Origin of the sequence: Microbacterium sp. CH-015 (assembly GCF_049707015.1) — a bacterium.
In the GTDB taxonomy this organism is placed as follows: domain Bacteria; phylum Actinomycetota; class Actinomycetes; order Actinomycetales; family Microbacteriaceae; genus Microbacterium; species Microbacterium aurum.
Window position 1 is genome coordinate 93136 of record NZ_JBNAFJ010000001.1, and the last position, 11529, is coordinate 104664.

The 11529-nt window shown below is 69.9% G+C and carries 12 protein-coding genes; 7 read left to right on the forward strand and 5 right to left on the reverse strand.

Annotated features, from left to right (window positions below; all coding sequences use genetic code 11):
- The first annotated feature begins 25 nt into the window (after positions 1–25).
- The 4 genes from tsaB (at position 26) to ACPYN4_RS00480 (ending at position 2955) form a co-directional block, all read left to right on the forward strand.
- A complete protein-coding gene (tsaB, locus tag ACPYN4_RS00465; RefSeq protein WP_239279870.1) occupies positions 26–706 on the forward strand; it encodes a tRNA (adenosine(37)-N6)-threonylcarbamoyltransferase complex dimerization subunit type 1 TsaB in 681 nt (226 codons plus the stop codon).
- On the forward strand, positions 703–1200 hold the full coding sequence (rimI, locus tag ACPYN4_RS00470) for a ribosomal protein S18-alanine N-acetyltransferase (RefSeq protein ID WP_239279869.1): 498 nt from the start codon (positions 703–705) through the stop codon (positions 1198–1200). Before tsaB ends, rimI begins: the two co-directional genes overlap by 4 nt.
- A 115-nt stretch (positions 1201–1315) precedes the next feature.
- Complete coding sequence (tsaD, locus tag ACPYN4_RS00475; RefSeq protein ID WP_239279868.1) at positions 1316–2428, forward strand: tRNA (adenosine(37)-N6)-threonylcarbamoyltransferase complex transferase subunit TsaD; 1113 nt, start codon at positions 1316–1318, stop codon at positions 2426–2428.
- Positions 2425–2955: a hypothetical protein gene (locus ACPYN4_RS00480; RefSeq protein WP_239279867.1), complete on the forward strand. Its 531-nt coding sequence runs from the start codon at positions 2425–2427 to the stop codon at positions 2953–2955. Before tsaD ends, ACPYN4_RS00480 begins: the two co-directional genes overlap by 4 nt.
- A gap of 11 nt (positions 2956–2966) precedes the next feature.
- On the opposite strand, the gene ACPYN4_RS00485 is transcribed toward ACPYN4_RS00480, so the two are convergent.
- Positions 2967–4154, reverse strand: a complete 1188-nt coding sequence (locus tag ACPYN4_RS00485; protein ID WP_239279866.1) for a class I SAM-dependent methyltransferase — start codon at positions 4152–4154, stop codon at positions 2967–2969.
- Between the two features lie 171 nt (positions 4155–4325).
- Between ACPYN4_RS00485 and groES the strand changes: the two genes are divergently transcribed.
- The 3 genes from groES to ACPYN4_RS00500 all read left to right on the forward strand — a co-directional run bounded on the left by groES (position 4326) and on the right by ACPYN4_RS00500 (position 7205).
- Positions 4326–4622 carry a co-chaperone GroES gene (gene groES / locus ACPYN4_RS00490; protein ID WP_239279865.1) on the forward strand — a complete coding sequence of 99 codons (297 nt, stop codon included), beginning with the start codon at positions 4326–4328 and terminating at the stop codon, positions 4620–4622.
- A gap of 133 nt (positions 4623–4755) precedes the next feature.
- Positions 4756–5688 carry an EamA family transporter RarD gene (gene rarD / locus ACPYN4_RS00495; protein WP_424445334.1) on the forward strand — a complete coding sequence of 311 codons (933 nt, stop codon included), beginning with the start codon at positions 4756–4758 and terminating at the stop codon, positions 5686–5688.
- Between the two features lie 164 nt (positions 5689–5852).
- Entirely contained in the window at positions 5853–7205 is a 1353-nt protein-coding gene (locus ACPYN4_RS00500; protein ID WP_424445335.1) for an ABC transporter substrate-binding protein, read from the forward strand.
- 249 nt (positions 7206–7454) lie between these two features.
- Here the strand turns inward: ACPYN4_RS00500 and ACPYN4_RS00505 are convergent, their stop codons facing one another.
- The 4 genes from ACPYN4_RS00505 to ACPYN4_RS00520 are packed head-to-tail and all read right to left on the reverse strand — an operon-like array spanning position 7455 to position 11469.
- Positions 7455–8222, reverse strand: coding sequence for an ABC transporter ATP-binding protein (locus ACPYN4_RS00505; RefSeq protein ID WP_315549376.1), 768 nt, complete (start codon positions 8220–8222; stop codon positions 7455–7457).
- Entirely contained in the window at positions 8219–9208 is a 990-nt protein-coding gene (locus ACPYN4_RS00510; protein ID WP_424445336.1) for an ABC transporter ATP-binding protein, read from the reverse strand. Before ACPYN4_RS00510 ends, ACPYN4_RS00505 begins: the two co-directional genes overlap by 4 nt.
- Positions 9198–10178, reverse strand: a complete 981-nt coding sequence (locus ACPYN4_RS00515; RefSeq protein ID WP_424445337.1) for a branched-chain amino acid ABC transporter permease — start codon at positions 10176–10178, stop codon at positions 9198–9200. Before ACPYN4_RS00515 ends, ACPYN4_RS00510 begins: the two co-directional genes overlap by 11 nt.
- Positions 10179–10185: 7 nt before the next feature.
- The gene (locus ACPYN4_RS00520) at positions 10186–11469 is read right to left on the reverse strand and encodes a branched-chain amino acid ABC transporter permease (RefSeq protein ID WP_424445338.1); all 1284 of its coding nucleotides are present in this window, start codon (positions 11467–11469) and stop codon (positions 10186–10188) included.
- Positions 11470–11529: the final 60 nt, after the last annotated feature.

Consider the following 11529-nt stretch of genomic DNA (forward strand, 5'->3'; position numbering starts at 1 on the left):
GCCAGGGCCCGACTACCCTGGAGAGGTGATTCTCGGCATCGACACCTCGCTCGGCACGGCCGTGGCCGTCGTCGACCTCGACGGAGTCGTACGCGCCGAGGCATCCAGCGACAACCCGCTCGGGCACGCCGAGGTCATCGGCGACCTGCTGCAGGCCACGCTCGCGGATGCCGCGCGCGGGCCACTCGGGCAGACCGGCGCCGTCGAGCCCGTGACCCTGACACATGTCGCCGCGGGCATGGGCCCGGGCCCGTTCACGGGGCTCCGGGTCGGGATCGCCGCCGCCCGCGCGTTCGCCCTGGGCCGGGGTCTCCCGGTCGTCGCCGTACCGAGCCACGATGCGGCGGCGCTCGAGGTGTTCCTCGCGAGCGCGCTCACAGATCCCTTCGCCGAGGTGCCTCGCTTCGGCATCGTCACGGATGCTCGCCGTCGGGAGTTCGCCTACACCGCCTATGACGGCATCGACGACGACGGCCTCCCGGTGCGGGTCGCCGGCCCCGCCCTCACGCCGCGCGACGAGATCGACACCGTCCTCGCGGGCTTCGGAGCCGAGCGCCGCGACGCCGTCTCGATCTCGGCGGCGATGCTCGCCACGGTGGCCGCCCGGGCGGTCGCCGCGGGGCGTGAGCTCACCGGCCCCGAACCGCTGTACCTCCGCGCCCCCGACATCACGCTGCCCCGTGCGCCCAAACGGGTGACCGCATGAGCCTCCGGCCTGCGACCTCCGCCGATCTCGACGCCATCATGACGATCGAGCGCGCCGCGTTCCCGTCGGATGCCTGGAGCGCGGCCATGATGGCGGAAGAACTCGCTTCGCCGCACAACCACTATGTCGTCGCCGAGCGCGCGGGTCGCGTCGAGGGGTATGCGGGGCTTCGTGCACCGGCGGGCGCGAACGACGGCGACGTGCAGACGATCGCGCTCGCCGAGCCCGCCCGCGGACGCGGGACCGGGCGGGCCCTTCTCGTGGCGCTCCTCGAACAGGCCGCGCTTCGGGATGTGCGGCACGTGTTCCTCGACGTCCGCGACGACAACCCGGTGGCGCACGCGCTGTACGTGTCGGAGGGGTTCCGCGAGATCGGCCGCCGCGCGAACTACTACGCCGCCGACGGCGTCGACGCGATCGTCATGCAGCTCGAGATCCCGGCCTGGGCCGCGGCGCGCGTGCCGCAGCCCTCCGATGCGGGAGCGTGCTCGTGAATCGGTTCCGAAAGCAGGGCGAACCGCGCCCGGAGTGGCGCGCAGCCGCGTGGCGCCCGGCTTCGCCCTGCTTCCGTCACGGAGAGCCCGTCTCTCGCAACGGAAAGGGCGTCGCATGACACGCGCCGAACCGCTCGTGCTCGGCATCGAGACGAGCTGCGACGAGACCGGCATCGGCATCGTGCGCGGCCGGACTCTCCTGTCGAACACGATCGCGAGCTCGATGGACGAGCACGCCCGCTACGGCGGCGTCGTCCCTGAGGTCGCCGCGCGCGCGCACCTCGAGGCGCTGCAGCCCACCATCGAGGCGGCCGTCGCGGAGGCCGGCATCGCACTCGATGAGCTGGATGCCGTCGCCGTGACGAGCGGCCCCGGCCTCGCCGGCGCGCTCATGGTCGGCGTCGGGGCGGCGAAGGCGCTCGCCGTGAGCCTCGGCAAGCCGCTCTACGCGGTCAACCACCTCGTCGGCCACATCGCCGCTGACATCCTCACGGGGGACGAGGTCGAGTACCCGACGATCGCGCTCCTCGTCTCGGGCGGGCACACGTCGCTCCTGCTCGTCCGCGACCTGACGACCGACGTCGAGCTCCTCGGCGAGACGATGGACGACGCGGCCGGCGAGGCCTTCGATAAGATCGCCCGGATCCTCGGGCTGCCCTACCCCGGCGGCCCGGAGATCGACCGTGCGGCAGCGGCCGGCGACCCGAATGCGATCCGCTTCCCGCGCGGCCTCTCCCGCGCGTCGGACATGGCGGAGCACCGGTACGACTTCTCGTTCTCGGGGCTGAAGACCGCCGTCGCGCGCTGGGTCGAGCAGTCCTCGCTCACCCCGAGCGAGGGGGCGGGCGAGGCATCGCCGGAGACGGGCCCGGGCGCGCCAGGTGGCCCCAGCGCCGCCGACGTCGCCGCATCGTTCCGCGAGGCGGTCGTCGATGTTCTGGTGACGAAGGCGCTGGATGCCTGTGCCCGCCACGGCGTGCCACGACTGCTCTTGGGTGGTGGCGTCGTCGCCAATCGTCGTCTGCGCGAGGTCGCGCTCGAACGCGCCGCGGCCGCGGGCGTCACCGTGCGCATTCCGCCGCTCAGCCTCTGCACGGACAACGGCGCGATGATCGCCGCGCTCGCCGCCCAGCTCATCTCGACAGGACGCCGACCGTCGACCCTCGCCTTCGGGGCGGATTCGACGCTGCCCGTGACGGAGATCCAGATCTCCGAGGAGGCCCCGTGAGCGACCCTCGAGACCAAGACCGAAACGTCGCCGAACCCTCTGCGTCAGCGCCCGCGCCCGGTGCCAACGCGTCAGCCGAGTACCCGACCGCGCCGGCACCCGCGCCTGGAGCATCGCCCTCCCTCCCGCTCGGTGCGCCTTCGGACGATGTCACCGTCGCCGCATCGGCGGCGCTCCCGGGCGAGCACCGCGGCGGCTTCCAGCGCGAGTTGACAGCGCCCGTCCCGATCACGGCGACGGTCCACACAGAGTTCGCGTGGGCCGAGCCCCCGGCGCCTGCTCCCGCACCGACGCACCTCGGTTCGTGGGCACTGACGTTCGCCGTCGTGGGCCTCGCCGTGTCGTTCCTCGTCGGGTGGGGTTTCCTCATCGGCCTCGTGGGCCTGGTGCTCGCGATCCTGGCTCTCCGACGGCCGTGGGAGTCGCGGTCGATCGCGGTGTGGGCGCTGTGCCTGAGCGCTCTCTCGCTCGTCTACAGCGCCGGCTGGCTGTGGTGGGCGTCGACGCAGGGCCCGCTGTTCGGCTGAACGCCTGCCCGCTACACCCGGTCGGCGAGCAGTGTCGTGCGCGTGTTCCCGATGCGGGTGACGAACAGCGTCGCCGACTCCGCTCCGGAGAGCTTCAGCTTCGTCCGCAGGACGGCGGGGTCGAGGTCGACCCCGCGCTTCTTGATCTCGAGGGTCCCGATCCCGCGGTCACGGAGCGCCCGGCCCAGCGCCTTGACATCGTTGGGCAGCTGCTCGCGCACGCGGAAGCTGTGCACGAACGGGCTGGATGCCGGGGCATCCGACGTCAGGTACGCGATGCGCTGATCGAGCATCCCGGCGCCGATCGTGCGGGCGACCTCGCCGATGAGCCGCGCCCGGATGACGGCGCCCTCGGGTTCGTGCAGGTATGCGCCGAGGCCACGCACGGGCGCGTCGGGCGCATCGCCGGATGCCACGAGCTCCGCCGCCTGCCCGCCGCGGATGACGAGGGCCGCCCGTCGCACGCCGGGGCGCGCGAGGATGCCGGTCCACACGACGAGTTCGATCGTCGACCCGTCGACCGAGATCCACTGCGCCTCGGCGTCGTCGGGGATGAGCGAGCGGTCGAAGGCGGGCCCGAGCTTGATCCCGGCCGGCAGGCGCGCCGACAGGCCGAACACCCAGTCGAGCGGGGGTGACCAGTCGCCCGCACCGACCCGGGTCGTCTCGCCGTGGCCCGCGGTCCGCCGCGCGGGGTCGACCCACACGGCGTCGATCCCGGTGAGGTCGACGTCCTCGGCGCGGCCGCTGCGCACGGAGACGCTGTCCCCGAACGGTGCGAGGTTGTAGGCCGCGAGCGCCGCCGTGATCTCGTCGGCGTCGACAGCGAGCACGTCGAGTCCGATCCCGGCGAGCGCGAGCGCGTCGCCGCCGATCCCGCACCCGAGGTCGGCGACCCGGGTGATGCCGGCATCGCGGAAACGCCCGGCGTGGCGCGCCCCGACCTCGAGGCGGGTCGCCTGTTCGAGGCCGGCGCGGGTGAACAGCATGCGGTCGGCGAACGCCCCGAACTTCTGCCGCGCGCGGGTGCGCAGGCGTGCCTGGCCGACGACCGCCGAGACCAGCTGCGGGGAGTGACCGGCGGCGCGCAGGCATGAGACGGCGGATGCCACGGCATCCGTCGAATCGATCGCAGAGGCCTCGTCGACGAGTCGCAGCCCCTCGGGGGTGAGGAGGGCATCGAGTTCGGCGCGGTCCATGGAGCCAGCCTGCCACGGCCCGACGAATGACGCCGCACGTCACGCGAACTGGCACTCGCGTTGCACGAGTGCCAACCGCGCCCTAGACTTGCGTTAGCACTCCACCCTCGTGGGTGCTAACGAGTCTTTCAGTGACAAACGGCAGTACGCCCCGCAAGAAAGAGGTAGACCGTGTCGGTTTCCATCAAGCCGCTCGAGGACCGCATCGTCATCAAGCAGGTCGAGGCTGAGCAGGTCACGTCCAGTGGCCTCGTCATCCCCGACACCGCCAAGGAGAAGCCCCAGGAGGGCGAGGTCGTGGCGGTCGGCCCCGGCCGCATCGACGACAACGGCAACCGCGTGCCGCTCGACGTCGCCGTCGGCGACCGGGTGCTCTACAGCAAGTACGGCGGCACCGAGGTGAAGTTCGGCAGTGACGAGTACCTCGTCCTGTCGGCGCGCGACGTCCTGGCGGTCGTCGTCCGCTGAGCGAACGTCTCGCGAAGGCCCCTGGAGTTCTCCCAGGGGCCTTCGTCGTGCTGGCAGAAGATGAGCGAGGAACGGCAGGATGCCGCGGCCGTCGCGGCCCGCAACGAGTCATGACCGTTCTAGGCTTTGTCCCATGACACCCGACGAGACCGCCCGTGAGGAGCGCCTCGGCGGGATCTACGCCTTCGCCGCCTACTTCCTCTGGGGCTTCATGCCCCTCTACTTCCTGCTGCTCGCGCCGATCGGGCCGTGGGAGATCGTCGTCTGGCGCATCCTGTTCTCACTGCTGTTCTGCGCCATCCTGCTGACCGTCACCCGCACCTGGGGCAAGCTCCTCGCGATCCTCCGGGACAAGCGGCTGGTGTTCTGGACGATCATCGCGGGCCTGCTGATCTACGTGAACTGGCAGGTCTTCCTCATCGGCATCCTCACCGGGCACGTCATCGAGGGCAGCCTCGGCTACTTCATCAACCCCATCGTCACGGTGCTGCTGGGTGTCCTCGTGCTCGGCGAGAAGCTGCGCACCGCGCAGTGGGTCGCGATCGGGTTCGCGGCGCTCGCGGTCATCGTCATCATCGTCGCCTACGGGTCCTTCCCGTGGATCGCCCTGACCCTCGCGGCGAGCTTCGGCACCTACGGGCTGGTGAAGAAGCAGATCGGCCCCCGCGTCGACGCGATCAGCGGGCTGACCCTGGAGTCGCTGTGGCTCACCCCGATCGCGATCATCCAGCTCGTCGTCGTCGGCGCGACGACCGGCCTCGTCTGGGGCACGCAGGGCGCGTGGCACACCGCCCTCGTCCCGCTCGCGGGGGTCATCACCGCCGTGCCGCTGCTGCTGTTCGCGGCCGGCGCGCGGCGCGCGCCCCTCACCGTCATCGGCCTGCTGCAGTTCGTCGCCCCGATCCTGCAGTTCATCACTGGCGCGTGGATCATGCAGGAGCCCATGCCGCTGGAGCGCTGGATCGGGTTCGGGCTGGTGTGGATCGCCCTCATCGTGCTGAGCGCCGACTCGCTGATCTCGGCGCGGCGCACGCGCGCGGCATCCGACGTCGCCGATCTCGTCTGAGCCGGCCGGGAGCCCGCCGCGCGGCGGCGAGAGCCGTTATCGCACCGTGATCGTTTGGTTTCACACCGTTAACGGAACGCAACAATCCGGAAGCCGTTCCCCGCATAGGTTTGACCCACTGGGGCGCTCCCGAGCACCCCGCGTCACAGATAACAAGGAGCAACATGGGCGTTTTCACCCGTTCTCGCACCGCCAAAGTCCTGGGCGGCATCGCCTTGGTCAGCGCCGGTATGCTCGCGCTCTCCGGCTGTACCGGAAACGCGAGCACCAACCCCACGGAGTCCGCTGCCGCGGGCTTCGACTTCCCGATCGACTGCGACGCGGCCGAGCCCGCGGCGTACACGCCGACGTTCAACTCGACGTCGACCGGTCCCGGCACGGACCTCACGTACAAGATCGGCACGGCACTGCCCGTCACCGGCAACCTCGCCTTCCTTGGCCCGCCCGAGATCTCGGCGACCGATTTCGCCGCCAGCGAGGTCAACGCCGCCGCCAAGGGCGTCACGATCGACCTGATCCAGGGCGACTCCGGCGACACCGACAACAAGGCGTACGAGACCGAGATTCCGCGTCTGCTGGGCGAGGGCGCAACCGCGATCATCGGCGCAGCCTCCTCCGGCACCTCGCTGCAGTTCATCGACCAGGTCATCGCCGCGAACGCCATCCAGTTCTCGCCGGCGAACACCTCGGCCGCCTTCACGGGCTACGAGGACAACGGCCTCTACTGGCGCACCGCTCCCTCGGACGTGCTCCAGGGCGAGGTGCTCGGCAACCTGATCGCCGGCGACGGCAACGAGACCCTCGGCATGATCGTGCTCAACGACTCGTACGGCACCGGCCTTGCCTGCTTCACGAAGAAGGCGTTCGAGGCCGCGGGCGGCAACGTCGTCGCCGCGTCGCTGTACAACACGGGTGACACGAACTTCTCGGCGCAGGTCGAGGATGTCCTGGCTGCGAAGCCGGACGCGATCGCACTGATCACGTTCGAAGAGGTCAAGACGATCATCCCGGAGCTCGTGGGAGCGGACTTCCCCGCCGACAAGATGTACTTCGTCGACGGCAACCTGTCCAACTTCGGCGACGAGTTCGAGGACGGCACGCTGACGGGCGCTCAGGGCACCTACCCGGCGGTCGACCCCGACACCATCGCGACGTTCCGTGACTCGCTGCAGGCGTACTGGACGGGCAAGGGCAACGAGGCGCTCAAGGACTTCACCTACGCGCCGGAGTCGTACGACGCCGTGATCCTGCTCGCGCTCGCCGCGCTGGAGGCGGGCTCGACCGCCGGCCCGGACGTCGCCGCTCACCTGCAGCAGGTGTCGGGCGGCAGCGGTGACGGCACCAAGTGCACGACGTACGCGGAGTGCGCGGACATCATCATCGGAGGCGGCGTCGCCGACTACGACGGTGTGTCCGGCCCGATCACGTTCAACGAGGTCGGCGACCCGACCGAGGCGACGATCGGCATCTTCCAGTTCGACGACAAGAACAACAACAGCTTCGTCCGGATCGGCTGATTCGACAGAGCGCGGCGGGGCCCCGGTCTTCGGACCGGGGGCCCGCTTCTGTGTGCGCGTGCCTGGTGATGGCGCACCTCGGGTGGCACCTGGGCATGGGCGCGAGGCGCTCGACGTGCGCGGCGGCCACCGGAAGGCCGGCGGCCCCACGACGTGTGCGGGGGACGCCATAGGGGCCGCCATCCGGAGAGCAACACAGAAGAGGGGCCCGGATGCCAGGCATCCGGGCCCCTCTCGTGCGACGCGGGCTCAGGTGCCGAGCGTCCCGAGGTACAGCCCGATGACGTTGGGGTCGTTGAGCAGGTCGCGACCGGTGCCGGTGTAGGCGTCGCGGCCCTGATCGAGCACGTAGCCGCGGTCGCAGATCTGCAGGCAGCGGCGCGCGTTCTGCTCGACCATGATGGTCGTTACGCCGGCCTTGTTGATCTCCGAGACCCGCAGGAACGCCTCATCCTGACGCGACGGCGAGAGACCCGCCGACGGCTCGTCGAGCAGCAGCACGTGCGGATCCATCATGAGCGCGCGGCCCATGGCCACCATCTGGCGCTCACCGCCCGAGAGCGATCCCGCCCGCTGCTGCAGACGCTTGCCCAGGTCGGGGAAGATCGATGTCACGAACTCGACGCGCTCCGAGACCATCTTCGGGCGCTGGTACGCGCCCATCTGCAGGTTCTCGGCGATCGTGAGGCTCGGGAACACGTTGTTGGTCTGCGGCACGAACCCCACGCCCTTGGCGACGAGCTTGTTCGCGCGCAGGCCCGTGATGTCCTCGCCGTTCAGCACGACCGAGCCCGAGCGGATCTTGACCTGCCCGAAGATGGCCTTCAGCATGGTCGACTTCCCGGCGCCGTTGGGCCCGATGATGCCGATGAGCTCGCCCTTGGCGGCGGTCAGGTTCGCGCCATTGAGGATGTTGACACCGGGCAGGTAGCCGGCGACCACGTTGTCGAGGGTGACGACGTTCTCGGCGGTGGGAGCGGGGGACTGCGGCGCGGCCGCCGCTGTGGTGTCGGTCACTTCTGATCCTCCGTCGGTTCGGCGACACGCTCGGCATCCGCCGCGATCGCCTGGTCGAGCTCCTGCGCCGTCTCGACGAGCTCCTGCGCGTCGGCGGGCAGCTCGCCCGCGTATCGGCCGGTCACGACGCCGAGGTCGACGTCCTGGTGGGCCCCGAGATAGGCGTCGATCACGGCGGGGTCCTTCATCACGGCATCCGGCGGACCTTCGGCGACCACCTTGCCCTCGGCCATCACGACGACCCAGTCGGCGATGTGGCGCACCATGTGCATGTCGTGCTCGACGAACAGCACCGTCATGCCGAGGTCTTTGAGGTCGAGGATGTGATCCAGCAACGACTGCGTGAGCGCGGGGTTGACGCCCGCCATCGGCTCGTCGAGCATGACGAGCGTCGGATCGCTCATGAGCGCGCGCGCCATCTCGAGGAGCTTGCGCTGGCCGCCCGAGAGCGACGCGGCGAAGTCCTTCTCCTTGGCATCCAGCTTGAAGCGGGTCAGCAGCTCGCGCGCCTTCGCCTCGTACTCCTTCTCCTGGCGGCGCCAGAGGAACGGCAGAATGCCGGCCCAGATGTGCTCGCCGGTCTGCTTCGGCGCACCGAGCTTCATGTTCTCGAGCACCGTCAGCAGGCCCAGCGACTTCGTCAGCTGGAACGTGCGCACCTGCCCCATCCGCGCCGCCTTGAACGCGGGGATGCCGGCGAGGTTCGTGCCGTCGAACGACCAGCTGCCCGTGTTGGGCTTGTCGAAGCCGGTCAGCAGGTTGAACAGCGTGGTCTTGCCGGCGCCGTTCGGGCCGATCAGCGCCGTGATCGCGCCGCGCGGAATCTCCAGGTGCTCCACGTCGACGGCGGTGAGACCGCCGAACACGCGGGTGACGCCGTCGGCGACGATGATCGGGTCGACCTTCTCGACACCGGGGCGCGGTTCTCCTTTGTGGAGCCCCGTGGTCTTGGGGCGGGGGGTCGGGGGCGCGACGTCAGCGGACAAAGGTCAGCTCCTTCTTGCTTCCGAGGATGCCCTGCGGGCGGAAGATCACGAGCAGCATCAGCGCGACGCCGACTAGCACGAACACGAGCATCTGGCTCTGCTCGGCGCTCAGGAACGGCAACCACCCGATCTGCACGAGCGCGGGCAGCAGGTTCGACAGGAACGCACGCACCATCCAGAAGAGCACGGCGCCGAGCACGGGACCGAAGATCGTCGCCGCGCCGCCCAGCAGCAGCGCCGTCCAGACGAAGAACGTCTGCGACGTGACGTACACGTTCGGGTTCACGTTCGTGCCCATCGCGGTGATGATGCCACCGGCCGCGATGATCACGCCGCCCACGATGAGAGCCTGCATCTTGAACGCGAACACGTTCTTGCCGAGCGAGCGCACGGCATCCTCGTCTTCGCGGATGCCGCGGATGACGCGGCCCCACGGGCTACGCATCAGCAGCCAGACCACGAGCACGGCGATCGCGATCGTGACGACGCCGACGATGATCACCCACCACTGGTCGGACTGGTAGGTCCACGGCCCGAAGCCCCAGCGTCCCGGCGGAAGGGGATTGGATGCCCGGAAGTCGCGCTGGAACCCGGAGAGGCCGTCGGCCGAGCCGGTCCACGCGCGGAACGATGAGGTGAGGAACAGCAGGCGGAGCACCTCGGCGGCCGCGATCGTGACGATCGCGAGGTAGTCGCCGCGCAGGCGGAGCGTCGGGATGCCCAGGACGATCGCGAACAGCACGGCGCCGAGCAGGCCGATCAGCACCGCCGTCGGCCAGGGCAGGCCGAAGGTGAGGATCGAGATCGCGAAACCGTAGGCACCGATCGCCATGAAGCCCGCGACGCCCATGTTGAGCAGGCCCGCGAAGCCGAAGTGCACCGACAGGCCGATCGCCGCCAGTGCGTACCCGAGGGTCGCCGGGGCGAGGATCTGCGCGAACGTGTTGTTGAGAATCTGCAGCCAGTTCATGATGTGCCTAACCGATCCGTTCTCGGCGCCCGAGGATTCCCTGTGGGCGGAACAGGAGGATGACGATCAGCACGACGAGCGCGCCGACGTACTTCAAGTCGGACGGGATCCACAGTGTCGACACTTCGACGAGCAGTCCCACGATGATCGAGCCGATCAGGGCGCCGAACGCCGTGCCGAGCCCGCCGAGGGTCACCGCGGCGAAGATCAGCAGCAGGATGCTCGTGCCCATGTCCCACTTGATGCCCGGGCGGAAGTAGGCCCACAGCACACCGGACAGACCCGCCAGGCCCGCTGCCACCACCCACACGATCCGGACGACCCCGTCGACGTCGATGCCGCTCGCGGCGGCCAGCGACGGGTTGTCCGAGACGGCGCGGGTCGCGCGGCCGATCCGCGTGCGCATGAGCCACCACGCGAACGCGCCGATCACGACGATCGATATCCCCATGCTGATGAGGTCGGTCACTGACAGGCGGATCGGGCCGAGCCCGGGAATGGTCTGCGTGACCGCGCCGGGCAGCTGCTCCGTGCCGCCGCCGACGAACATCTGGTAAACGTAGCGCAGCGCGAGCGACAGACCGATCGAGACGATCATGAGCTGCACCGTGCCCAGGCCCTTGCGGCGCAGTGGCCGCCACAACCCGGCATCCATCGCGTAGCCGAACCCCGCGGAGAGGATCACCGCCAGCGGGATCGCGAGCCAGATCGACCAGCCCACCCCCGTCGAGAACAGCAGCGCCATCAGCGCGCCGAACGTCACCATCTCGCCGTGCGCGAAGTTCGACAGGCCGGTCGTGCCGAACACGAGCGACAGGCCGATCGCGGCGAGGGCGAGCATGAGGCCGAAGTTGAGTCCGTTGACGGCCCGCGAGAGGAACTGATCCCAGAAGCTCGTGGTCTGCCGCTCCGCGGCCACGAGGGTGAAGTTCTTCGTGATCGAGCTGCCGGCGCCGAAAGTCGCCTCCTGCGTGAACGCGAAGCCCTCGGGCGCCTCGACCCCGCTCGGCAGGCTCGCCTTGTCGAGCTCGAGCGTCCAGACGGGCTCCTTGTCGGGAACCCCGATGCTCGCGCGTCCCGCGGCATCCGTCGTCCCCTCGCCTTCGAAGCCGCCGCCGCTGACGGTGATGGTGGCACCCTCGACCGCCTCGCCGCCGGAGCGGACGTTCACGACGATCGTGTACGGCAGGTCGGCGCCGTCGTCTTGATCGTCGTTCGACGAGGCAGAGGCGATGCCGGGGGTGCTCAGCAGCAGTGCCGCCGCGGCGAGCAGCGCCCCCAGGAAGAGCACGAACCACCTGAGTGGATTCCGCGCGGTGACGCTCGTGGGTCTCAAAGGATCCTCCAGTCA

Excerpts from the sequence above, each read along its gene's own strand:
- rimI (WP_239279869.1), top strand. The coding sequence starts at position 703 with ATGAGCCTCCGGCCTGCGACCTCCGCCGATCTCGACGCCATCATGACG.
- tsaD (WP_239279868.1), top strand. The coding sequence starts at position 1,316 with ATGACACGCGCCGAACCGCTCGTGCTCGGCATCGAGACGAGCTGCGAC.
- ACPYN4_RS00485 (WP_239279866.1), bottom strand. The coding sequence starts at position 4,154 with ATGGACCGCGCCGAACTCGATGCCCTCCTCACCCCCGAGGGGCTGCGA.
- rarD (WP_424445334.1), top strand. The coding sequence starts at position 4,756 with ATGACACCCGACGAGACCGCCCGTGAGGAGCGCCTCGGCGGGATCTAC.
- ACPYN4_RS00500 (WP_424445335.1), top strand. The coding sequence starts at position 5,853 with ATGGGCGTTTTCACCCGTTCTCGCACCGCCAAAGTCCTGGGCGGCATC.
- ACPYN4_RS00515 (WP_424445337.1), bottom strand. The coding sequence starts at position 10,178 with ATGAACTGGCTGCAGATTCTCAACAACACGTTCGCGCAGATCCTCGCC.